Annotated in this window: 22 protein-coding genes and 1 riboswitch; of the genes, 1 reads left to right on the forward strand and 21 read right to left on the reverse strand. The window is 42.9% G+C overall.

What is annotated here, in order from left to right:
- Positions 1–9 precede the first annotated feature (9 nt).
- The 8 genes from cobJ to BTO28_RS10675 all read right to left on the reverse strand — a co-directional run bounded on the left by cobJ (position 10) and on the right by BTO28_RS10675 (position 7222).
- Positions 10–1590 carry a precorrin-3B C(17)-methyltransferase gene (cobJ, locus tag BTO28_RS10640; protein ID WP_076766064.1) on the reverse strand — a complete coding sequence of 527 codons (1581 nt, stop codon included), beginning with the start codon at positions 1588–1590 and terminating at the stop codon, positions 10–12.
- Positions 1587–1958, reverse strand: a complete 372-nt coding sequence (locus BTO28_RS10645) for a (2Fe-2S) ferredoxin domain-containing protein (RefSeq protein WP_076766066.1) — start codon at positions 1956–1958, stop codon at positions 1587–1589. The genes cobJ and BTO28_RS10645 overlap by 4 nt, the downstream gene beginning before the upstream one ends.
- A 111-nt stretch (positions 1959–2069) precedes the next feature.
- A riboswitch (cobalamin riboswitch) is annotated at positions 2070–2260 on the reverse strand.
- A gap of 96 nt (positions 2261–2356) precedes the next feature.
- Positions 2357–2860: a PepSY domain-containing protein gene (locus BTO28_RS10650; RefSeq protein ID WP_076766068.1), complete on the reverse strand. Its 504-nt coding sequence runs from the start codon at positions 2858–2860 to the stop codon at positions 2357–2359.
- Between the two features lie 84 nt (positions 2861–2944).
- A complete protein-coding gene (locus tag BTO28_RS10655) occupies positions 2945–3442 on the reverse strand; it encodes a PepSY domain-containing protein (RefSeq protein ID WP_076766069.1) in 498 nt (165 codons plus the stop codon).
- Complete coding sequence (locus BTO28_RS10660) at positions 3439–4815, reverse strand: sensor histidine kinase (protein WP_158068814.1); 1377 nt, start codon at positions 4813–4815, stop codon at positions 3439–3441. The genes BTO28_RS10655 and BTO28_RS10660 overlap by 4 nt, the downstream gene beginning before the upstream one ends.
- Positions 4816–4817: 2 nt before the next feature.
- On the reverse strand, positions 4818–5489 hold the full coding sequence (locus BTO28_RS10665) for a response regulator transcription factor (RefSeq protein WP_076766071.1): 672 nt from the start codon (positions 5487–5489) through the stop codon (positions 4818–4820).
- 1 nt (position 5490) lies between these two features.
- A complete protein-coding gene (locus BTO28_RS10670) occupies positions 5491–6300 on the reverse strand; it encodes a pirin family protein (protein ID WP_076766072.1) in 810 nt (269 codons plus the stop codon).
- Between the two features lie 85 nt (positions 6301–6385).
- Entirely contained in the window at positions 6386–7222 is an 837-nt protein-coding gene (locus BTO28_RS10675; protein WP_076766073.1) for a TetR/AcrR family transcriptional regulator, read from the reverse strand.
- Between the two features lie 199 nt (positions 7223–7421).
- Here BTO28_RS10675 and BTO28_RS10680 point away from each other — a divergent pair, with 199 nt between their 5' ends.
- Complete coding sequence (locus BTO28_RS10680; RefSeq protein ID WP_076766093.1) at positions 7422–8897, forward strand: DHA2 family efflux MFS transporter permease subunit; 1476 nt, start codon at positions 7422–7424, stop codon at positions 8895–8897.
- A gap of 97 nt (positions 8898–8994) precedes the next feature.
- Here the strand turns inward: BTO28_RS10680 and BTO28_RS10685 are convergent, their stop codons facing one another.
- From BTO28_RS10685 to BTO28_RS10745, 13 genes are all read right to left on the reverse strand, one after another.
- The gene (locus BTO28_RS10685) at positions 8995–9453 is read right to left on the reverse strand and encodes a DinB family protein (protein WP_076766074.1); all 459 of its coding nucleotides are present in this window, start codon (positions 9451–9453) and stop codon (positions 8995–8997) included.
- Between the two features lie 214 nt (positions 9454–9667).
- Positions 9668–10369: a CAP domain-containing protein gene (locus BTO28_RS10690; RefSeq protein ID WP_076766075.1), complete on the reverse strand. Its 702-nt coding sequence runs from the start codon at positions 10367–10369 to the stop codon at positions 9668–9670.
- A 281-nt stretch (positions 10370–10650) separates the two neighbouring features.
- Complete coding sequence (locus BTO28_RS10695; RefSeq protein WP_076766076.1) at positions 10651–11139, reverse strand: amidase domain-containing protein; 489 nt, start codon at positions 11137–11139, stop codon at positions 10651–10653.
- A 397-nt stretch (positions 11140–11536) separates the two neighbouring features.
- Positions 11537–12304, reverse strand: coding sequence for an IclR family transcriptional regulator (locus BTO28_RS10700; protein WP_076766078.1), 768 nt, complete (start codon positions 12302–12304; stop codon positions 11537–11539).
- Between the two features lie 135 nt (positions 12305–12439).
- Positions 12440–14596, reverse strand: coding sequence for a malate synthase G (locus BTO28_RS10705; protein ID WP_076766080.1), 2157 nt, complete (start codon positions 14594–14596; stop codon positions 12440–12442).
- A gap of 398 nt (positions 14597–14994) precedes the next feature.
- A complete protein-coding gene (locus BTO28_RS10710) occupies positions 14995–16167 on the reverse strand; it encodes a substrate-binding domain-containing protein (protein ID WP_076766082.1) in 1173 nt (390 codons plus the stop codon).
- Between the two features lie 82 nt (positions 16168–16249).
- Positions 16250–16543 (reverse strand): putative quinol monooxygenase, encoded by a 294-nt coding sequence (locus BTO28_RS10715; RefSeq protein WP_076766083.1) that lies wholly within the window; start codon positions 16541–16543, stop codon positions 16250–16252.
- A 139-nt stretch (positions 16544–16682) separates the two neighbouring features.
- Entirely contained in the window at positions 16683–17525 is an 843-nt protein-coding gene (locus tag BTO28_RS10720; RefSeq protein ID WP_233129868.1) for a sugar phosphate isomerase/epimerase family protein, read from the reverse strand.
- Positions 17526–17542: 17 nt separating this feature from the next.
- A complete protein-coding gene (locus BTO28_RS10725) occupies positions 17543–18577 on the reverse strand; it encodes a zinc-dependent alcohol dehydrogenase family protein (protein ID WP_083711492.1) in 1035 nt (344 codons plus the stop codon).
- A 28-nt stretch (positions 18578–18605) separates the two neighbouring features.
- The gene (locus tag BTO28_RS10730) at positions 18606–19577 is read right to left on the reverse strand and encodes a sugar phosphate isomerase/epimerase family protein (RefSeq protein ID WP_076766085.1); all 972 of its coding nucleotides are present in this window, start codon (positions 19575–19577) and stop codon (positions 18606–18608) included.
- A complete protein-coding gene (locus BTO28_RS10735; protein WP_076766087.1) occupies positions 19577–20752 on the reverse strand; it encodes a Gfo/Idh/MocA family protein in 1176 nt (391 codons plus the stop codon). Before BTO28_RS10735 ends, BTO28_RS10730 begins: the two co-directional genes overlap by 1 nt.
- Positions 20753–20775: 23 nt before the next feature.
- Positions 20776–21780: an ABC transporter permease gene (locus BTO28_RS10740; RefSeq protein WP_076766089.1), complete on the reverse strand. Its 1005-nt coding sequence runs from the start codon at positions 21778–21780 to the stop codon at positions 20776–20778.
- Positions 21761–23260, reverse strand: coding sequence for a sugar ABC transporter ATP-binding protein (locus BTO28_RS10745; RefSeq protein WP_198936760.1), 1500 nt, complete (start codon positions 23258–23260; stop codon positions 21761–21763). The genes BTO28_RS10740 and BTO28_RS10745 overlap by 20 nt, the downstream gene beginning before the upstream one ends.
- Positions 23261–23403 lie beyond the last annotated feature (143 nt).

Consider the following 23403-nt stretch of genomic DNA (forward strand, 5'->3'; position numbering starts at 1 on the left):
TTCCTCCCCTTATTCGCCGCACGGCATCGGTTCTACTTCCGGCACCGGCGTTTCTCTGTATGCAAATCCTTCGACCATTCCTACGCGTTTGAAATATTTAAAAAACCGCTCATTTGGATGACCCGACTCTTTATATTCTTCGACAATTCTCGTCAGCATTGGCACAACCTGATCGGGAGCAATCCCTTCAGCCACGTATACGCCCGGGTGTGCAGTACGGCTGACAACTTTTGCGCCAAGGAATAAATCAAAAGCTCCTTTTCGGTATACAATTCCAATATCTTCATTCACTGCCCCATAACAAGCCATGCCGCAGCCGTTAACGCCGATGCGGAGTTCTTTTGGCACACTTATACCTCCAAGATCATCACGCAGCTGTTCAGCGTAAGGAATCGCATCACCCTTTTCCCCGTCGCAAAAATCGCATGCTTTAATCGTTACGACATCTCCAACAGGAGCCAGGTCTAGTCCGGCTGCACGGAGTTTCTCAATAATCGGTTCGGGATTGCTTACTTCTGTTTTCAACATGACATAATGATGCGGCGTATATTCAATCGTTCCTTTTTCACCTGCCGCCTCGGCAATGGCTATCATTTGCTGCGGTGTAAAATTCTTGTTCACAACGCCGGGACTAACTGCAGCTTCAAAGACGGACTTTATTGCCGGCGGTGCACTTTTTCTCTTTTCAATGGCTCCAAGTGCTTGCAATCCAAGTTCTTTTAGTGATGATGGCTTCTCGACTTCATTTAATTCTGGCTGACCACCGTGAAGAGCCCATGGTTCATTTTCCGGACGAAGCCGTTCATGTGGCCGAAGCGGCTGCTTTTCTTCTGTGAGTGTATATTTACGCGTATAACCGCGCGGTGTGATCATAAGTCCATCATAAAAGAAAGTTGTTGAATTCCCGATAATGACGGTTGTCAGCATGCCGATATCATGTTCAAGCATCTCTGACAATGTTGTCATCGTGACTTCTTCACGGTCCCGATATGCACTTTTAACGAGTCCAACGGGTGTATCAGGTGACCGATATTTCAGCAAAATACGCTGTGCTTCTTCTATTTGCTTCGTACGGCGGCCGCTTTTCGGGTTGTACAACGCGATGACGAAATCCGCAGCCCCTGCTGCATCGATTCTTCGTTCAATTAGTTCCCACGGTGTAAGATGGTCACTCAAGCTGATCGTGCATGCGTCATGCATAATCGGTGCTCCTAGAAGTGATGCACACGAATTAATCGCTGAAATACCAGGAATAATCTCAACTTTAACACCCGTATCCTTTTTCCATCCTTGTTCCGCGAGCACTTCATATACGAGTCCAGCCATCCCATACACGCCAGCATCACCGCTGGATATAACGGACACCGTTTTTCCCCGTTCTGCTTGTTTGACTGCAGCTTGAGCACGGCTCACTTCTTCACTCATCCCCGTGCTGATCACTTCTTTTCCTTCGATCAATGGCGCAACAAGTTCCATGTATGTTTTATAGCCAATAACATAATCACTGTCTTTTAACGCTTTTTTTGCCCGATCCGTAATATGATCTTCATGCCCAGGACCGAATCCGACAACGTATAATGTACCAGTCATTTTTTTTCACCTTTTTCTGTTCCTTTAAAACGGTCATTTAGCAGCTTCATTCCATTACCTGAACGCTCATACGCAATCCATTCTTTTACCGGTTCACCATGCTGCAAGTGACTGGCCACCATTTCTCTCGCACGCTCTTCATCCATTTCAAAATACCAATCCGCTTCAGGATAGACGACGACAACACAGCCATCCTTGCAGCGCCCGTTGCACCGCGTACGCGTTGTATGTACTTTTGTATCAAGGTCGAGCTTTGTTATTTCATCGCGGACTGCCTGTGTCACTTCTTCGCCGCCTTTTCTCATACAGGTTGATCCATTGCAAATCAACACGTGCCGGTTCATTTCGGCCAAATTCCATGTCGCCAATATCGTCCACTCCTTTTTAAATGCAAAAAGCCCCCGCTTCTTCAATGGAAGCAGGGGGCAGAGGTCGCAAAATGTATAAGCGTGTCCATCCCGTTCTTCCCACCGAAGAATGATGTTCAGTTACTAAAAGCAGGTCTCCTGGCTCGCGGGTCAACTTACTTTTGTCCCCTTCCCGGTTTAACACCAGTGGAAATGGACAATTTCATCGCCGCTTACAGTAGCGGGGGCTGCATCGGATTCACACCGATTTCCCTATTATCCCGGACGAAATCACTCCGGGCACTCTTAATATTCGATATTAAATTTCATTATTATGTTCAAGGTTATCAGGAAACTTAATAGTTTGACAAGTGAAATTCAGTAATCAATTTGAAAGAGAACAAAAAAACAAACCCGGATTAGTCATCCAGGTCTGTCGTTTCAACGATTACTTCACCAGTTGTCCCGTTTACAAGCACATCTGATTCTGTCTTTCCATGACGAATTTCAATTTCATAGTGCCCATCATCAAGCTCAATTTCCGTTACTTCACCTTTTACTTTTTTCAAAGCTTCTGAAATAGCTTCTTCCTGAGTAACCGGCACACTAGTCGTATCCGGACTGTCATCATCATCGTCTTCACGTTCATTTTTCAAAATGTCGCCTGTGCTGCCGTCAATGTCCACATCGTATCCGTCTAGATCCACTTCATATACAGGACCTGTAATAGTGCGGTCAAGGTCAATGCCTTCAACAACCGATCCGGTTTCTTTTTCCGCGATCGCTTTCGCCTCGTCCATTGTCAGCTTTGCAGCCAGTCCTGGTACTTCCGCCTGAATTTTATTTGTCTGGACTCCCCAAACAGCCCCTCCACTAACAAGACCTAATGCTAATACTACACCGGCAATCGTTCGTTTTTTCATTATGATTCCTCCTCCTCTTTCTTCTATCTTATCTACGAAAGATGAGAAAAAAAGGATAGAAAAATGAGAGTTTGATGAGAAAACTTAATCATCCCATGAAATAGACATGACTTCACCTGAAATGGCATTGACCTGTACGGTTGCTTCCTCTCCGTTTTCAGCTTCAATGTCAACAATAAAAGAACCCTTGTCCTCCCCACTCTCAATTTCATCAATTGTTCCCGGCACGACAGCCAGGGCCGTTTTCCCCGCCTGCTCAGCAGTCAGAAGACCCGTTTTTTCTTTGCCGGGCTCAGCCGGTTTTTCAGCTGGTGCTTTGTACTCTTTCACACGCTTCATATCCAGAAGGTCACCTGTGTCCCTGTCAACGGTCATTACATATTCGCCACTCGCTGCTTTCATTGTATACATAAAATGTCCGTTTTTTTCTGCTGATTTTGTTACTGTACCGTTGTACTGTTTCGCGAGCCGCTCGCCTGCTTTTGCCATCGAAACGCCTGGTTCCTGAAATGAACGGTACAGGAAAAAAAGTATCGCGGCCACTAATAAAACGACAATGGTAATCCAAAGCTGTTTTTTCATTCTTTTTCACCCCGTTTTCCTTTTAGTATACCGGGATAAAATGAGAATTCGCTTAGTATGATAATGGCTGTTGTGCCTCTACCTTCTTCACTTTCAATCCGTACGTCTGCTCCAATGGCTTCTGCTAGTTCTTTCGCAATTGGCAAACCAAGCCCGAACCCGCCTGTTTTACGCGTCCGCGCTTTGTCGACACGATAAAATCGATCAAAAATTTTATTGATATCCTCTGATGGAATGCCAATCCCTTTGTCCCTAATACAGATGGTGTTTTGTTTAACCTCTATTTGAATATCCTCATCAGAATATTTTCGCGCATTATCAAGAAAAATATATATCAACTGTCGCAGTTTGGACCTGTCCGTTTCAACTGTACATGACTCTTTCATGTTAACCTGAACACGTCTGCCGTAAGCTTGTTCAAATGAATCCGCGGTTTCCTGTACAAATGCAGAAATCTGTACCGTTTCTATTTGCAGGTTCCATGACTCATCACGACGTGCGAGGACAAGCAGCTGCTGGGTTAATTCTTTCATATGCACCGCTTCATTGTATATGGCTTCAATAGATTCCTCGAACAAGTCAGGACGGTCTTTCCCTCGCCTCTGCAACAAATTTGCGTACGACTCTATGACAGTAAGCGGTGTTTTTAATTCATGCGATGCGTTTTGAACGAACTGCTCCTGTTTCTCATAGTTTTTTTCAAGGAGCTCGATCATATCGTTAAACGTTGCCGCCATGTCATTCAGCTCATCATTCTTGTTTTTTTCGATGTCTATCCGCTCATAACGGCCGCTCTCTCGAATGCGCCGCATCGTTTCCGTCATGTTTGCCACCGGATTTGAAATAACCGCACTAAGAAAGCGGGCTGATAACACCGCTGGAATGACCGCTAGAATGGATGCCGCAATAAGCACTATACGCAAAATATCAAGAATTCGGTCTGTCGTTTGTAAGCTTTCGATTAATTCAAGCATGGCCACATCGCCGCCGCGCCAAATTAGCGGGGCAGTAATCCGCGCATAACGGCTATCACCAACTTTGACAATCTCCTGGCGTTCTGCCATTTTAAAAACTGCTTCACGTTCCCGAAGCAGAGCTGCATTCGATGAAACCGTTACGCCGTCAGCTGTCCCGTTAGGTAAAATGACTCTGACCATTCCTGAATCAGGTGCATACGCCCTAAGTAAATCACTGCTTGCGAGTGTTTCGGACGGATTTGATAAACTTGATGTGATTCTTTCTGCATCCATTGCCGCCCGATCGAGATCAGCCTCTTTTAACATAGAAGATGCAGCAAAATAAACAGCCGTGTTCATAATCATGACAATCACAATGAGGAGCACACTTGTACCAAGATGGATTTTATTTTTCAATTTCATGATTCTTTTAATACGTAGCCGACGCCTCGCACCGTATGAATAAGCGGCACATCAAACGGTTTGTCAATTTTATTCCGTAAATAGCGAATATACACGTCAACTACATTTGTATCCCCGTAATAATCATAGCCCCACACACCGTCCAGCAGCTGTTCCCTTGATAAAACATGGCGCTTATTTTTCATTAAATATAGAAGCAAATCATATTCACGCGGGGTTAAATCGATCGACTCACCGGCACGCAGCACTTCACGCGACTCTTCGTTAATGGATAAATCAGCAGCAGCGAGCGAAGGCACCTGAGTCGATTGCCGCAGGGCCACCCTGATTCTCGCAAGAAGTTCATCCATATCAAATGGTTTTGTTACATAATCGTTCGCCCCGAGATCGAGCCCGTTCACTTTATCGATCACGTCATCTTTCGCCGTCAGCATAATGACAGGTACATGGCTCCCTTGACGGATCCGCCGCAGTACAGCCATGCCGTCCATTCCCGGGAGCATAATATCGAGCAGAATAAGGTCATACTCCTCTCTTCGAAAAGCAGAAAGTGCATCGAGTCCGTCAAACACTTTATTTGTTACATAGCCTTCGTGTTCCAGCTCCAGCTCAAGAACGCGGGCAATCCTTTCTTCATCTTCTACAATTAAAATACGATGACTGCCCATTTTATTTCGCCTCCGGACCGAAATTGCCTCTCTGATAATCTATGAGTGCCTCTCGAATCTCCTCCTGCGTATTCATGACAAATGGACCGTGAGCCACAATCGGATCCCCGTGCGGTTCACCGGAATAAATCAGTATTTTTGAACGGTGCTCTGATTTCATCTGAATGGTTTGCCCTTTTGTCAACACGGCTGCCTGTCCTTTTTCCAGAACTGCTCCACTTTCACCAAATGCACAATTGCCGGCGAGCATATAAAGAAACACGGTGTGGTTAGGGTTTAACTTGTGGTCATACTGTGCGCCCGCAGATATGGATATTTCGGCCATTTCAAACGGCACGAGCGGCTTCATTGGACCTTCTTCACCTGCGAAAACGCGCACACTCACCGGGCCCATATTTTTAACCGGGATATCTTCTGCATAAAGATCCTGATAAAAAGGATCGGTATTTTTTTTTGATGCCGGCAAGTTAAGCCAAAGCTGGAGCGAGTGAACGATATCATCCCCGACCGGTTCCTCCGCATGACGCGCGCCAGATCCAGCATTCATATACTGTACATCACCAGCACCTAAAATACCGCGCCCTCCTTTATTATCAATATGTTCAAGGCGTCCATCTATTACATATGTGATCGTCTGAAAACCTTTATGCGGATGGTCAGAAAAAGTACCTCGTTTAAACCAGTCTTCCGCAAGCAGGATAAAAGGATCCATTTCATGCATCATGTCCGGATTCAATACGAATGCCTGCTGCACATGCGGAAATGCTCTTTCATTAAACTGGACGCTCCATAATTTCTTAATTTCAGCCATATTTTGTCTCCCCTTTCACTACTATTATTATGGCATTCGTATATTTTGTCCAAAAAGAAAGGACGGTCCTCTAGAGGTCCGCCCTTTATTCATGTAGAAAGCCGTTAATTAATGCCTTTAAATCTTTGTTTTCCGCTACACCCTCAAGCACTGCTTCAATCACACGGCAGCGTGGAGCTGCCGAACGCAGCTCATCCTGTAAAAAAGAGAGGAGCTCACGCTGTTCATCGCCAGCAGATTCCTGCATCACACCGATTTTTTGCATAAGCGCACTTTTTTTCTTTTCTCTGTTTAAAGCGAATTCCGGCTGCAGCCGTTCTAAAATCCGCGAGTCAAGCAGCATGTCTTTTGTTTGAATAACATCATTCACTGATGTTTCCACGCGGCGCAATGCGTAACGAATAATCGCATCAAGTTCAACACGTTCTTCCGCCGCCACCAAAAAATGAACCGTATTTTGAACAACGCCATACAACGTAATAGCAAGATCAGCAGAATAAGGGCGCACATCATCATTAAACACTTCGATGAGTCTTCTTTGCGTCCAGCACAATTCATTAAAATGATGCTGTTTCACAAATTTTTTCAACTCTGCATCATCCGATACAAACACACCTTGAAAAAGAACGAACAGATTATTTTCTTTGTTCACTTCCATTTTTACTTTAATTTGTTCAATAAATACTTCTTTATCGTGAACAGGCCTCCCAGCAAGCACTTCCGTCCGCCTCTTATTCGTTTCATGATTAATTTTGTCAAATATACTCATAAGCAGCTCACTTTTCGACGGGAAATAATTATAAAACGTCCCTTTGGAAATACTGCTTTTTTCCAAAATATCCTGCACTGATGTCGCCGCATACCCTTTTTTAACAAATAGAGAGTGAGCTGCTTCCATTACTTTCAGCTTTCGTTCGTTCAATTCGTTGCACTTCCTTCAATTTGGACTAGCAGTCTAAAAATAGATTATCTGAATACCTTTTATATTTCAACTTTAAGTAATAGCAATTATTTCTTGATTGATTTTTTTAAACGATCGGTATATTATAATTATCTGTTGGAACAACAGTATAAAAATTATACACCTTGTATGGAGGGATTTTAACTTGAATACCCAGGGAATGATGGATAAACCGCCGTATGGCATGATTGCTATATTATTTGTCGGTGCATTCGTTTCTTTTTTAAATGAAACACTGTTGAATGTAGCACTTCCGTCGATTATGAAGGACTTCGATGTCTCAGCATCCGCTGTTCAGTGGCTTTCAACCGGCTATATGCTTGTGAATGGCGTTTTAATTCCTGCGAGCGCGTTCTTTATTCAAAAATTCACGAATAGAAAACTATTTATTACAGCGATGGTACTGTTTACAGCTGGCTCTGTGCTCGCAACTCTTGCCCCTTCGTTTGGTGTTCTGCTAGCGGCCCGCATGATTCAGGCATCCGGCTCTGCCATTATGATGCCGCTTTTAATGAATGTCATGCTGGCAAGCTTTCCAATCGAACGACGCGGCGCCGCGATGGGGATTTTTGGACTTGTCATGATTACAGCACCCGCAATCGGGCCGACATTATCTGGCTGGCTGATCGAGCATTACACATGGCGCACTTTGTTTGGTGTTGTCATACCAATTGCTGTGATGACTCTTTTATTTGCGATTTTCAAGCTAAAAAACATCACGCCACAGCGAGATATTACACTTGATGTATTTTCACTTGTGTTATCAAGTGTCGGGTTTGGGGGAATTTTATATGGGTTCAGCTCGGCCGGAGAAAAAGGATGGGATTCTGTTCATGTATATGGAGCAATTATTATCGGTGTATTTGGCCTTGTACTCTTCATTTATCGTCAAATGCGTCTCGATGAACCGCTTCTCGAATTCCGTATTTATAAGTACCCGATGTTCGCGCTCTCTTCTGCCATTTCGGTTGTTCTTGCAATGGCGATGTTCTCGGCGATGCTGCTTATGCCAATATACGTGCAGACAATCCGTGGTATTTCACCGCTTCATTCCGGCTTGTTGATGCTTCCTGGGGCACTTGCGATGGGGATTATGTCGCCGATCACAGGTAAATTATTTGATAAATTCGGCGCCCGCATTTTAGCGATTATCGGGTTATCCATTATGATCGCTACAACCTTTATGTTCAGCAATTTAACAATGGATACGGAATATGGATATCTTATGTTTGTATACACATTACGAATGTTTGGAATGTCGATGGTCATGATGCCGGTGATGACAAACGGGTTGAACCAGCTTCCGCAAAGCATGAACCCGCATGGTACAGCAATGAACAATACACTACAGCAAGTGTCTGGTGCGGTTGGTTCTGCGTTATTAGTGACACTTATGCAAAACCGTACGGAATCTGAAGCAGAGCGATTAGCTGAAGCGGCAGCAAGTGTTCAAAATGCTGATCCTTCTGCAATGGCTGAAGTGCAAGCGCAAATAATGAATGAAGCAATGCTGAGCGGCATTAATTTCTCATTTACGGTTTCCGTCTTTATTGCCTTCGCCGCGCTGATTCTCTCGTTTTTTATGAAACGTGTTAAGCCAGCCACAGAACCGATTAGAGAACAATCTGCAGGATAATAAATAGGTCTCCGTATAAAACGGAGACCTTGGTTTATGTAAGATTCTGCATACAAAAGCGCCCTTTGGCAATAAAACGCCGAGGGCGTTTTTTCACTTATTTCAAAACGTTTGATATTGTTTTAATCATACCGGCATGACTGCCTTCATGCCATGTGACAAACTGAAGAATCGCTTCTGCATTTTCCATTTCGTGCCCGCGAATATTAAGCGGTATTGACGCAGCTGCAGTTAATTTCCCTGCAAAATGCGCTTCAATACGCGCACCCTGCTGCTTAAGAGCCTGCAATATAGCTGCTGCTTCTGTTACGTCACCCGTCCATTCAGATGGACGAGTTCCTGTCGCAAACAATACTCCCCATTCCGGACGTTCTACTTTATAGCTTTCGTCTGCCATGTTTAACAATGCTTCTGTTGAAAAATATATATGCCCGGCATTCCAGCGAATCGAATTGGGGCATCCCGATGGCTGCTCGTCCCATTTTTCTACCGGTACATTTTGCAGTGTATCTACCGTAAATGATCGTGAAAAAAGAAATTGTTTAATAGACTCCATTTCATCCACTCCTTTAAACATTCACCATTATCATAATACACACTGGTGTATATCGAAAGAAAATTGCTTTGTGCTTTTATAAAACTCAAAATAAATAGACTTTTAAAAAGTGAATAGATTGGTTGTACAAGATTTGGTCATCGAATCTTTCAAAATTTATTCTATAATCAAAAACCCCTTCCTATTAAGGAAGGGGCACTCTTCAATCATTCTCTTATTTCCCAATAAACATTTGTGTCCAGTGACCATCAACGTACCCTACACCAATGTGTGTGAAGTCTGCACTTAAAATATTTTTACGGTGACCGTCGCTGTTCATCCAGGCTTTCATTACTTCTTCCGGTGTTTGTTGCCCTTTAGCAATATTTTCACCTGCTGTTTTGTACGTAATGCCGAATTGTTTCATCATATCAAACGGAGATCCGTATGTTGGTGATTGATGAGAGAAATAGCCTTTATCTTTCATATCTTTTGATTTTGCACGAGCAACATCACTTAACTTTGTATCTAGCTGAAGAGGCTTAACTCCTTGTTTTGCACGTTCTTGGTTAACTAGTTCAAATACTTGTTGTTCAAATGCACTGACACTGCCAGCCGTTTGTTGTTGCTGAGCTGGTTGCGGTTTTGCTTCTGTTTGCTGCGGTGCAGGCTGTGCTGCTGGCGCTGGAGCTGCTTGAGGTGCTGGAGCTGCAACTTTTGCAGCAGGTGCTTTTGCTGGCGCTTTTGCCTGTGCAGAAGGATGTTTAAATTTAATTTTATATTTCTTTGCTAAATCTGCGTTAATATATTGTACATGCTGTGTTTGTTTTGATACTTTAACATTGCATGTAGGAGTTGCTGCATCAGCTTGTCCTGCTGTAAAGAGTCCAAATGTTACAACACCGGCGATAGCTGCCACGCGAATGTTCTTTTTCATGTTGAAAATTCCTCCTAGAATTTGATGTTTTTCTTGGTGCGTTCGAATGACTTCCCGACTTGCATACCCATTGTTACACGAATGTTTATTGTTCTCAATGGATTTTCGCATGGCAAATTTCACTACGATTTCAAAATGGTAGTTTCCTATAATCCCCAACCTTCTAAACATTGATATTATGCTGGATTGAAGATCCTTAAATTTTTTACTATTTTTGCAGGTAATAAAACTGTAATACAGTGTCATAATCATTACAAAAAGAGCACCCTTAATAGGCGCCCTTACATTGTCATGTCATCCTCAATATGGAAAAAGTAATAGCGGATTTTTGGCGTATATGCGGTTGAATTTTCATAACTCCACAATCTGTTTCGGCTATTCATTGTATGCGCATTAACAAGCGGGGCATTTCCTCTTTTTCCTGTCACAATCGTGGAATGATCAATACGGCCATTTCCGGTGAAATCATAAAAAATAACATCCCCCGGCTTTAAAAGTTCAGGTGAGGATACTTTCCTCCCTTTTAATCCTTGGGTGGACCCTTCCAAATACCATCTCAATGAATGTGATACACTCCAACTGTAACTCCATGTACCGCCCCTGATCCACCATCCCTTTCCCCTGTTGGGATAGCCCCGCATTGGCGCACCACCAGCAAGCAAACATTGTGACACATAATTCGTACAGTCCACCTTAAAACGATGAAAAGCTGGATTGTAGCTATTCCACCACTGGTGCGCGTATGCAACTGCCGCGTTTCTGTTATACATTGGCAGCCCTCCTTTTTACAACATATGCAAAAAAGAACATAAAAAAACCGGACTGATGAATCAGACCGGTTTTGTTCATTATTTTGTAACTCACAACGTTTTTAGGATGAAAACTCCATTCATCTAAAATAAACCGCCGCGGTTCTATTCCACATCGTCGTTTATGATGTACCTAAACGACCTAAGCCCTGCCTTCTCTTAAGTCCTTGCGGCTCCGAAGCCGCTCCAGTGTGAATAAGTCTTACCAACACTAGCAGAATGCCAAATTTCTTATATGAAACGTTCTAAGTTACGTTCTTCATGAATTTAAAATTATATCATCAAAACTAAAAAAAGTCAATTTTTTTAAAAAATACTTCCTGATCTTTTATCGTAATGTCCACTTTACAGAATGTAATTATTGAAAGAATCCAAGTCGTTTGGATATTTGAGTACCCGCTTCACTGATCCGTCTTTGCAGCGGAATGAGTCTTTCATCTGTCATGCGCAGTGTCGGTCCCGAAATGGAGACAGCTGCTGCGACATTGCCATTATGATCGAAAATAGGTGCTGCAATGCAGCGAATGCCCTTTTCATTTTCTTCAAGGTCTAGTGCATATCCGTTTTTCTTAACGGACGTCAGCTCATCTAAAAACGTTTCTTTAGAAGTAATAGTGTGCTCTGTATGAACGGGCAATCCCTTTCGATCTAGAATGTCGATCACTTCTGCTGCCGGCAAATGGGCAAGAATCGCTTTTCCCACCGAAGTACAGTGGACAGGCGCACGTTTACCGACCTTTGAGTGCATACGCAATGCTTCATGACCATCTAGTTTTTCAATATATACAACCTCTCCACGGTCATAAACGACAAGATGAACTACTTCATTCGTTTCATCTTCCAGCTGCTTTAACACGGGCTTTGCTTCTGCACGGACATCGAGTGAATCAAGCAGTTTTGAGCTGACATCAAGAAACGCATAGCCGATCCGGTAGCGCCCTGTTTCTTCATCTTGTTCAATGTATCCATATTGCGCAAGTGTGGCCAGTGTCCGGAATACGGAGCTTTTATTAATATCCATTTGAGCTGCGATTTCAGTCACACCGAGCCCGTTTCTTGATGAACTGACGAGTGCTATGATGTCCAGAGCCCTGGCCACTGATTTCACCACATTTTCACGTTCCATAAGGGTTCCTCCTTTTAAGCGGTATCTTCACACACAGGGCGCTGTATTTTAATGATCTGGCTGATGATGAAAGTTTCATTTCTTTCTTACAAGTCTCATCTCATAAAGAAAAGCTGGGCGCGGCCAGCTTTTCGCTTACAGTTTAATACTGTATTTTTCCTTCGCTTCCAGCCGTTTCTTATGCAGAATTGGCTCTGTGTAGCCATTTGGCTGTTCATATCCTTTAAAAACCAGTTCACAGGCGGCACTGAAGGCAACTGAATCATCATAATTCGGTGACATTGGACGATATTCTGGATCACCTGCATTTTGTTCATCCACGACTTTCGCCATTCGCTTCATCGTCTCCATTACTTGCTCTTCTGTACAAATGCTATGGTAGAGCCAGTTCGCAACATGCTGACTTGATATACGGAGCGTTGCCCGGTCTTCCATTAAACCGATGTTATTAATATCCGGAACCTTTGAACAGCCAACGCCTTGCTCTACCCAGCGTACAACATAGCCGAGAATTCCCTGCACGTTATTATCAAGCTCCTGTTGAATTTCATCGCTGCTCCAGTTCGTATCACGTGCAACCGGGATTTGTAAAATATCATCTCGATAATCCGTCGAACCATACTTCAATTCATTTTGAACAGTAAACACATTCACATCATGATAATGAAGCGCGTGGAGAACAGCCGCAGTTGGCGATGGAACCCAGGCTGTATTCGCGCCCGCTTTTAAATGGCCAATTTTTTGCTGAATCATATCCGCCATTAAATCAGGCATCGCCCACATTCCTTTCCCAATTTGCGCGCGGTGCTGGAATCCGGCAGCAAGACCATTTGCCACATTCGATTTTTCATAACTTGCAAGCCACACCGATGATTTCATATCGCCTTTCCGGATCATTGGGCCTGCTTCCATCGACGTGTGCATTTCATCGCCAGTTCGATCAAGGAAACCTGTATTAATAAAGACAATACGTTCTTTTACAGCATGAATGCAATTTTTCAAATTCAGTGATGTCCGTCTTTCTTCATCCATCACTCCGATCTTCAGCGTATTGCGTGAAAGTCCAAGCAAATCTTCGACTCTGTCAAACAATTCGTTCGCAAAAGCGACTTCTTTTGATCCGTGCATTTTCGGTTTTACTATATAGATCGAATCTTTTTTCGAATTGCGGAGATCCGCCCGGCCATTAATAGACTGTTTAGCAATGGCGCTTGTCATTACACAATCCAAGATCCCTTCAAATATTTCCTCGCCATTTGCATCAAGAACAGCATTATTTGTCATTAAATGGCCCACATTGCGAACAAACATCATTGAACGTCCATTAAGCGTAAACGTGCTGCCGTCCGGTGCCGTGTACTCGCGATCCGTGTTAAGTGTTCGATGTAACTGCTTGCCGTCTTTTTGAAATGATGCAGATAAACTTCCCTGCATAAGCCCCAGCCAGTTTTTATATACAAGTACTTTGTCTTCCGCGTCTACTGCTGTAACAGAATCCTCGCAGTCCATAATCGTTGTAATGGCTGCTTCTAGTAGAATATCTTTCACACCAGCAGGATCTGTTTCTCCGATCGGATGGTTTGGATCAATTTGAATTTCAAAATGAAGACCGTTGTTTTCAAGCAAAATGCCTGTTTCCGAAACTCCTTTTAACTGGTCAAGATTATTAAGCGTTGTCGCACCATCCTTAAGCTTCACAATTAGCTTTCCGCCTTCTATACTATAGCCCGTCGCATCTTTATGTGAACCATTTGCAAGCGGAGCTGCTTTATCTAAAAACTCACGCGCAAATGAAATAACTTTCTCGCCGCGTACTGGATTATATCCGCCTGCTTTTCCTGCACCGCCTTCTTCTGATATAGCATCAGTGCCGTATAATGCGTCGTACAAGCTTCCCCATCTTGCATTTGCTGCATTGATCGCATATCGTGCATTATTAACCGGGACAACGAGTTGTGGACCGCCTTGCAATGCGATTTCATCATCGACATTTTCTGTTGAAATCTTGAAGTCATCGACAACAGGTTCTAAATAACCGATCTCCTCCAAAAATGTTTTGTAGCTGTTAAATTCAAATTCATTATTTTTATGCCAGTTGTTAATTAGCCCCTGTAATTCGTCACGTTGTTCAAGAAGGGCTTTATTTTTTGGCGACAAATCCGCCACCATGTCGCTGAACCCATTCCAGAAATCATTAAGGCCAACCCCAGCTCCGGGTAGTACCTCACTGTTTACAAAGTCATACAATTGTTTTTCCACCTGTAATGAACCCGCTTTCACATAATTCCCCATTAAAACATCCCCTTTGTTTTGTATTACGCAACAGCGTTTCGAATATTGTACAAAAAAAGATTAGCACGGTTTTCAGAAAATTTCAACCTTTTTCTAAAAACCGTGCTGCTCATTTTTTCCAAAGCTTTTGAATGATTGGGTACAATTTAATCATCGCAAAAAACACAATGAGAAAGACAATAATTTGAAGTGCCGCTTCATCCATTGTATATCAATCCTTTCTTTGAGAGTTAACGACATGCTTTTATTTCAGTATAACATCTAAAAAAGGCTCATTGAAATTCCCAACCCATTTCTCCTCTTGCTAGTTGTTGTATTCCTTACACTTCTTTTACTGCCTGATTTAATAGGAATGATAAAAAGCCCCAGAGATTTCCTCTAGGGGCTAATCGTTCATTTTACTGAGCTGCCTGTTGAATGACATCGGGCGCATCAGTATGATAAACCATCTTCCAAGATTCCAAAATATTTTCTTCTGTTACATTGAGTGATGGAACTGCTACGTAAGGCGGTGTTTCTCCTCCAAGTAACGATTTGGCTGCCAAAATCGCTTCTGCCACACCTTGGTCATACGGCAGCTGTGCGCCAAGACCTTTTACAATTCCGCTTGAAGCAATCTCCAGTGCAACGTTCGTTCCAAGGTCAATTGTCGTAATAATAAGGTCGTCTCTTCCAGCTGTACGCGCAGCAGCAAGAACACCTTCAGCCGGAACATCCCAAACTGCGAAAATACCATCTAATTCAGGGTTCTTTGTCAGCATTGCTGATGCGATCTTTTCACCTGTATTCGGATCTGTAATACCGCTTCGTGCGACAATTTCAATGTTTGGATATTTTTCTTTTATTGTTTTTTCAAATGCTTCCGTGCGCTGACGTGTTACAAAGAAATCCGCATCATGATACACAACGCCGATCTTCCCTTTTTCTTTAAGCTGTGCAGCCATGATCTCCGCAGCTTCAACACCATTACCATAGTTGTCAGCTGATACAACGCTGACATAATCTTTTCCAGCTGTTAAACCTTGTGGAGCATTGTCCATAAATACGAGTTTTACACCAGCAGCTGCTGCTTTTTTGTATGCTTCCGCTGTTGAAACAGGATCTACTGGAATACTCACAATAATATCAGGAGATTTCGCTAATACCGTTTCAATATCTGATACTTGCTTTTCCGCTTTAAATTGACCATCGGTTACTGCAATAACTTCGATACCCATCCGTTTAAATGCCGCTTTTAACCCATCGATTTGTGCTTTTGACCAGTCGTTTCCTGCATAATGCATAACAATCGCCGCTTTGTATTTGCCTTCTTTTACTTTTGCAATTTCTTCTTCCGTCAAGCGGAGTGTTTTCGCTGAAATTGCAGGCTCGCCATTCGGTCCTTTACTTAAAATCTTACTATCATCTGGAATGTCTTTGTTGATTGTCAAGTCGCCTGTGTCAGGAAGCTCCGCTGCTTTTTGCTCTTTCCCTCCATCGCCTTGAGAAGAAGAACCTTGGTTCCCGCATCCGGCAAGTGCAACAAAAGCACCTAACAATACCGTCAAAAACAAAAATAATGACTTTTTCATTGTAACCCCTCCAGTTATCTCTTAATTGAAACCGCTTTCTTTTTTTATCTAATAAGCTTTGTTTCCATCATTAGCATTCTCTTTACTGTCTAGCAGCTGCCTCAAATAATTCCACATGTAAAGGCTCGCGTAATAAACCCGGAACGTTACTAACAAACGTTTTAAAATGTGATGTTTGCTCATGATACGTAATTGCCGCCTGGTCTTTCCATTTCTCTATAAAAACAAATTCATTTGGCTGTTCCGGATCTTCAAAAAACTGATAGCTGATATTCCCCTCTTCCTCTTGGGAAGGCATCGTTACTTTTTTCGCCTGTTCAAGAAATTCATTACGGTGTATTGGCTCCACCTTCAGGAATGCATGAATAATAATCACGAATAATTCCTCCTATTAAAACGACAAAGATCCTTTTGTAACCTCTTCCTGGTTTATCTAATAATGCAATCGATTACCATTTCCTAAAAGAAGTCACCGCATTCACTAGCGGCAACCTTCTTCTAGGGAACTGTTACGATTAATCTAACTTCGCTAATTCTGATTTTAAATATTCAATAGATGTTCGAGCATACCAGTCTGGCTCCGCCTGTCTCGTATGGAAACCAACCTCCATTGATAAATACCCATCATAATTAATCTCTTTTAATGCTTTTAAAACAGCTGGGAAATCACATCTTCCCTGTCCAGGAGGAAGGCGGTCACTATCGGCGATGTGAACATGGTGAAGTTTATCCGCCATTCTGTATACATAATCGCTGGCTACTTCATTACGATACAATGCATGGTATGTATCGAACATCACTTTCACGTTCGATGCGCCCGTTTGTTCACTTAAAAGTAAAGCATCATCTGCTGTTTCAATTAAATTGCTGTCAGCTGGAGTTGGTTCCACAACCATTGTAACACCTAGCTCTTTTGCATACGCTGCTACATCTCCGAGACCTTCCAAACTATAATTCCATGCATCCTGCTGCGGTGTGCCGTGAACAACCCAGCCTGCAATCCACATGACTGTCGGGCATTCCCATTCATGGGCAAGGCGAACCACTTCTTTATAGTGGTTAATTGTAAATGCTCTTTCTTCAGCAAGTGGAGAACTAGGATTCATCCCAGGCCCACCTCCCGGAGCAGGAAGCATCGCTGCCACTTTTAGATTCTTTTGCTTTAATAGCGTTAATATTTCTTGTCTTCGTTCTTTGGATAAATAGTCAGGCCAAGCATGTGGACTGGCACAGCCAATCTCTATCGCGTCGTAGCCAAATGACGATAGCCGGTTAATGACATCATCTAATGGATAAGAAGGAACCCAAACTGGAAAACCACTGTATGGCCAAGTATTAAAAGAAATACCTTTCATCATTTATCGCCCCTTTTGAATTATTCCCAAACAAATACGGCTTTTTCTGTCTTTCTTTCATCGAATAAGCGGAATGCCGTTTCTGCTTCTGTCAGCGGAAACTTGTGTGTCACCAGCTTTTCAACTGGCAAGTCTTTTTTTACAATGAAATCCGCAATTTCTTCATACTCGTGAATCGGGAAATACCATGAGCCCATTACTGTGATTTGCTTGCGAATCAACTGCTCGCTTGGCTTGATGGTTGTTTCTTTGCTTTCCCCAATAAACGCGACTCGACCATGAGGTCTTACACAGCTTAGCGCATCATTTTCGGCGTATGGACTGCCGGAACAATCAATCGCTGCGTCAGCTCCTTGACCGTTTGTGATTCGGGCAATTTCTTCTAATACATTTGTGTCTTTTCCATTAATTGTGTAATCCGCACCGAGCTCTTTAGCCATTTCTAAACGTTCATCTAACATATCAACGGCAATAACCGTTGCACCAAGTCCTTTTGCAATCATGACCCCAGCATTCCCCATCGGTCCTAAACCGAACATCACCAATGTGTCTCTGCCAGAAATATTTAATCTTTTTTGGGCATGGTACAATGTGCCAACCGCGTCCGTCGATACAGCTGCTGTGATAAAGCTCATATCATCTGGAAGTCTCATGCAGTTTTCAGCGGGTGCCACCATGTAATCCGCATCGCCTCCATGAGAGTCGAATCCGATACATTTAAACTCTTTGCAAAACATTTTGTAGCCGCTTTTGCAGTGTGCACATTCCCCGCACCCGAGTGCTAAATAAACGGCAACGCGATCACCGGCTTTGTACGAGGACACACCCGGACCTACTTCTGTAATGACGCCGGCTGGTTCGTGCCCTGGAATAATGGAAGCCTTTTTATTACCATCTCCAAAGACAGACGTTCCATAATACAAGCTCATATCGCTGCGGCAAATTGCTGAAGCTTTTAATTGAATTAGTACTTCTCCTTGACCAGGTGTTGGAATGTCAAATTCCTGTATTTCTACTTTTTTATCTCCAGGAAATATTACTGCCTGCATTGTCATCAAAATCCCTCCACTAGTTTAATAGAGATTACGCCCACCACATCTCGCCCACTTGTTCTTTAAACATGACTTCTTTTAGTAACGAAATGGCTTTCCCTAATCCTTCATCAACCGAAGCAAGCATATCCTCATGTTCGATGGACACGACGTAATCGTATCCAACCGCGCGAAGCGTACTCATGATGTCTTTCCATACCTTTTCACTCTGTCCATATCCAACTGATCGGAACGTCCATGCGCGATTTAAGATATCACTGTAATGTTTCGTGTCCAGTACACCGTTCACATCAATGTTCGCCTGATCCAAATACGTATCTTTCGCATGGAAATGGTAAATCGCGTTCTCTTTTCCTAATCGTTTAATTGCTTCTACAGGATTAATTCCCTGCCATAGAAGGTGACTCGGATCGAAATTCGCCCCAATCGCTTCCCCCGCATGCTCCCGCAGTTTTAACAATGTATCCGGATTGTACACAACAAATCCTGGATGCATTTCAAGCGCAATTTGGTTAATCCCATGTGACGCTGCAAATTTCACTTCTTCTTTCCAATATGGAATGACCACTTCATTCCATTGCCAGTCCAGGACTTCCACATATTCCGGCGGCCAAGAGCATGTCACCCAGTTTGGAAACTTTGCTGCCGAATGATCTCCCGGACAACCAGAGAATCCGTTGACGACCGGAATTTCAAGTCGTTCGGCTAATTGAACTGTTTTTCGCCAAACTTCATGAGATTTTGATGCAAATTGTTTATTGGGATGAAGCGGGTTGCCGTGACAGCTTAACCCGCTGACTGTCATTCCTCTGCTTTCAATAGCGCGTTGAAATGATTTAATTTTTTCAGGGCTGTTTAACAGTTCATCTGGATCACAGTGGCTGCTGCCAGGATAATTTCCTGTCCCAAGTTCAACAGCTTCTACTCCCATTTCACTCAGTTTGTCCAGCATTTCTTCAAAAGGAAGGTTTTGATACAAAACCGTAAAAACACCTAATTTCATTAAGAGACCTCCTGTACTGACGGAACTTTTACCCATTTTTGCTGCTCATGGCTTTCTAAAATAGCGTCGGTAATACTCATTGAGATATGTCCATCTTCAAATGTTGCAAAGTTTGTTTCTTCTTTTGATGGATCTTTTCCTTCTCGAATAAAACTGTAAAAGTTAATCATCATATTTTTCAGTGCATCGGGCCATCCTTCATTATGACCACCTGGATGATGGATAGATGATTTGACTTCTGACGCGAATAATGAAGGGTCCGCTATAAGGACTTCATTTGCTCTGTCACGATGACCAATCCACAATTTTTCCGGCTCTTCTTGATTCCAAAAGGCGGATTTCTGGCTTCCGTTCACTTCAAAGGAAAGACGATTTTTTCTCCCGGCGCTAACCTGTGAAACGGTAAAGACTCCTCTAGATCCATCTTCAAAACGTACAAGAACGGATGCATAGTCTTCTGTGTTAATTGGCACATCCTCATATATTTCTTCTACTGATTGCTGTCCTCCAAACGTTTCAACCGATGATGACGCTTTCTTTCTTACCGGTATTACCGTCGCCAGGTCCGCAAACACTGCAGTAATTTTTTTGCCCGTTACATATTGAACCGTATCGCACCAGTGTGAACCAATATCTGCAACTGCCCGTGATTTTCCGCCTACTTCCGGTGCTAAACGCCAGTTGAAGTCTGTTTCATACAGTAACCAGTCCTGCAAATAGCTTCCGTGGACTAAATTGACTTTTCCAAGCTCATCCTTTTTTATCATCGAAGCAAGCTGTTTCACAATCGGGAATTGACGATAATTAAAGTTTACGCCGTGCACCACATTATGTTCTTTTGCAAGAGCCAATAATTCTGCTGTTTCTTTACTGGACATTGCAAGCGGTTTTTCCGATAATACATGTTTGCCAGCTAAAATAATTTCTTTATTAATTGAAAAATGAAGTTGATTCGGCGTGCAATTATGCACCACCTGGATTTCATTATCCTTTAGCAAATCACGGTAATCCCCGTATGCTTTCGGGATTCCAAGTTCAGATGCCTTTCTATCTGCCGATTCTTGACCATTTCCTGCAAGAGCGACTACATCTACAAATCCCAGCCGCCTAATCGCTTCGATGTGAGTAGGCCCAATAAAGCCTGTCCCGATCACGCCTACTTTCACTTTTTCCATTTGTGCTCCCCCGTTCGACAGTGTTATCGTTTGATCGCTTTCTTACCGAACGCAACCGCTAGAATAATAATTAATCCTTTAATGATCATTTGTTGGCTGACATCAAGACCCATGATGATCAAGCCATTGTTGATTGTTCCGATCATTAATGAACCAATAACAGTTCCGATAACCGTTCCTACGCCACCAAACAGGCTTGTCCCGCCAAGAATAACAGCCGCGATAACAGAAAGCTCGTCTCCTTCACCAAATGTAAAACGGCCCGCGTGCATACGCCCTGCATAAAGAAGTCCTGCAAATCCTGCCATGAAACCTGAACCTAGGAATACGAGAAGCTTAATACGCTGCGTTTTCACGCCTGAAAATCTTGCCGCACTTTCATTTCCGCCTGTTGCAAGTGTCTGTCTTCCGAAAGATGTTTTCCGGAGTAAAATGTGAGCAATAATGGTTGCTGCGACTGTCCAAACTAAAAGAATTGGAACCGGGCCGATATCGCCTGAACCGAACACAAAATTAAATGTCGAATCAACAATCGGAACAGGTGCTGTATCTGTAATCCACATGGCAAGCCCTGCGACTGTCCCCATGGTGCCGAGCGTAACAAGAAATGAAGGAATGGCTAATTTCGTAACAAGCAATCCGTTCACCAAACCAACAAGAAGTCCTGTTCCCAAACCAACTGCAACGCCGCCCATCATGCCATACCCTGCCTGTAATGTCAGCGCAGCTGTGAGTGACGACAACGCGGCAATCGAACCGACTGAAAGATCAATTTCCCCCGTACTAATAACAAATGTCATCGCAAGCCCCATTAAAGAAATCATCGCTGTTTGGCGAATAATGTTCAATAAGTTATCTGTTGACACGAATCCCTGATCGTGAAGTGTGACAGAGAAATAAATAATGACGCCAATAAAAGCAAGATAGACAATATAATCACGCCAGTCTAAGCCTTTGAACCCTTTGACTGAATGGCTTCCTACAGCAACTGTGTCGTTTACGGTTGTATTAGAATCCTTGGATTGCATGTTGTAGTTCCTCCTCTGTGTTGATCTCCCTTCTTTGGAGCTCCTTAATAATTCTTCCTTCATGCATGACCAGTACACGATCGCTTAAAGCTAGAAGTTCAGGCAGCTCTGAAGAAATAACCAAAATTGCTTTTCCACTGTCTGCAAGTTCGCGAATGACATCCACTATTTCCGTCTTCGCCCCGATATCGACACCAATTGTCGGCTCATCCAGCATGAGGACAGCAGGATCATTCGCAAGCCATTTAGCCAGAACGATTTTTTGCTGGTTTCCACCAGACAACAAATTCGTCATTTTATAAATATCATCTGTTTTAATGTTCAGTTTTTTAACGAAATCATTGGCTACCTTATTTGCTTTTTTATCGTCAATAAGCAGGCCCTTCTGCATTTTCGACAAAATCGGAAGCATGATATTGTCTTTTACGCTATGTTCAAGAACAAGTCCCTGCACCCGCCGGTCTTCCGGAATAAGCGCTAGACCCGCTTTAACTGCATCAGACGCATTTTTAATGTTTTGTTTTTGACCATTTACAATAATGTCACCGCTATCTTTTGGTCCAGTACCAAATACAGCGCTTACCGTCTCAGTTCTTCCGCTGCCCATCAATCCTGCGATGCCGACTATTTCTCCCGGATAGAGGTTAAAATTAACGTCCTGTACTTTTGAGCCCAGGTTTAAATTTTTCACTTCCAGCACAGGTGAAGCGGTTTTATCGTACTCTCTTTCTACCCATTCAAATGCTTTATCCATACCCGATCCGACAATGTACTGAATCACCATATCAAGATCGATTTGTTTGCAATCTTCAGTCGCAACGTGTTTGCCGTCACGTAAAATCGTAATCCTGTCACAAATTTCCAAAATTTCATCCATTCGATGCGAAATATAAATGATCGCATACCCTTTGGCTTTTAATTGATTAATAAAAGAGAATAATATTTCTGTTTCTTTTTTTGTTAAGGAAGCAGTTGGTTCATCCATTACGAGAATTTTTGTCTCTTGTGATAAAGCTTTCGCGATTTCTGTCATTTGCCAATATCCGACACCCAAATTGCCGACAAGTTCATTGGGATCAATATCAACTTCAAGTTCCTTTAGCAAATTGCGGGTTTTTGCCACACATTCTTTATCGTTTAATAACCCGAAAGACGTTTTGTCTTCCCTTGTCAGAAAAATATTTTGTGCTACCGTAAGCGTAGGAATTAAACTGAACTCCTGAAAGATCATTGAAATGTAGTTTTTTCTAGCATCGTCTGTATTTTTAATAACAACAGGTTTTCCGTCGATCAAAATTTCACCCTGATCAGCTGTATATACACCCGTTAAAATTTTCATCAGTGTCGATTTACCGGCTCCATTTCCGCCCATTAACGCATGAACTTCGCCTTTTCTCACAGAAAAATCGACTGAGTCAAGAACTGTGATACCATTAAATGCCTTTGAGATATTTTTCATTGCAAGCATCGGCTGTTCCAATCTCATTCACCTTCTTTTTAACAGGGGCTGCAACAGCAGCCCCCGTATATTTTATTCACGATTAATTATTTTGAAAGGCTAATCCATTCGCCTTTTTCAGCAGATTCAAGAATCGCGTCAGAAATGACCGCAATTTGATATCC

Source organism: Domibacillus epiphyticus (assembly GCF_001975785.1).
Classification (GTDB): domain Bacteria; phylum Bacillota; class Bacilli; order Bacillales; family Domibacillaceae; genus Domibacillus; species Domibacillus epiphyticus.

Excerpts from the sequence above, each read along its gene's own strand:
- cobJ (WP_076766064.1), bottom strand. The coding sequence starts at position 1,590 with ATGACTGGTACATTATACGTTGTCGGATTCGGTCCTGGGCATGAAGAT.
- BTO28_RS10650 (WP_076766068.1), bottom strand. The coding sequence starts at position 2,860 with ATGAAAAAACGAACGATTGCCGGTGTAGTATTAGCATTAGGTCTTGTT.
- BTO28_RS10655 (WP_076766069.1), bottom strand. The coding sequence starts at position 3,442 with ATGAAAAAACAGCTTTGGATTACCATTGTCGTTTTATTAGTGGCCGCG.
- BTO28_RS10665 (WP_076766071.1), bottom strand. The coding sequence starts at position 5,489 with ATGGGCAGTCATCGTATTTTAATTGTAGAAGATGAAGAAAGGATTGCC.
- BTO28_RS10670 (WP_076766072.1), bottom strand. The coding sequence starts at position 6,300 with ATGGCTGAAATTAAGAAATTATGGAGCGTCCAGTTTAATGAAAGAGCA.
- BTO28_RS10680 (WP_076766093.1), top strand. The coding sequence starts at position 7,422 with ATGATGGATAAACCGCCGTATGGCATGATTGCTATATTATTTGTCGGT.
- BTO28_RS10685 (WP_076766074.1), bottom strand. The coding sequence starts at position 9,453 with ATGGAGTCTATTAAACAATTTCTTTTTTCACGATCATTTACGGTAGAT.
- BTO28_RS10690 (WP_076766075.1), bottom strand. The coding sequence starts at position 10,369 with ATGAAAAAGAACATTCGCGTGGCAGCTATCGCCGGTGTTGTAACATTT.
- BTO28_RS10695 (WP_076766076.1), bottom strand. The coding sequence starts at position 11,139 with ATGTATAACAGAAACGCGGCAGTTGCATACGCGCACCAGTGGTGGAAT.
- BTO28_RS10700 (WP_076766078.1), bottom strand. The coding sequence starts at position 12,304 with ATGGAACGTGAAAATGTGGTGAAATCAGTGGCCAGGGCTCTGGACATC.
- BTO28_RS10705 (WP_076766080.1), bottom strand. The coding sequence starts at position 14,596 with ATGGGGAATTATGTGAAAGCGGGTTCATTACAGGTGGAAAAACAATTG.
- BTO28_RS10710 (WP_076766082.1), bottom strand. The coding sequence starts at position 16,167 with ATGAAAAAGTCATTATTTTTGTTTTTGACGGTATTGTTAGGTGCTTTT.
- BTO28_RS10720 (WP_233129868.1), bottom strand. The coding sequence starts at position 17,525 with ATGATGAAAGGTATTTCTTTTAATACTTGGCCATACAGTGGTTTTCCA.
- BTO28_RS10725 (WP_083711492.1), bottom strand. The coding sequence starts at position 18,577 with ATGACAATGCAGGCAGTAATATTTCCTGGAGATAAAAAAGTAGAAATA.
- BTO28_RS10730 (WP_076766085.1), bottom strand. The coding sequence starts at position 19,577 with ATGAAATTAGGTGTTTTTACGGTTTTGTATCAAAACCTTCCTTTTGAA.
- BTO28_RS10735 (WP_076766087.1), bottom strand. The coding sequence starts at position 20,752 with ATGGAAAAAGTGAAAGTAGGCGTGATCGGGACAGGCTTTATTGGGCCT.
- BTO28_RS10740 (WP_076766089.1), bottom strand. The coding sequence starts at position 21,780 with ATGCAATCCAAGGATTCTAATACAACCGTAAACGACACAGTTGCTGTA.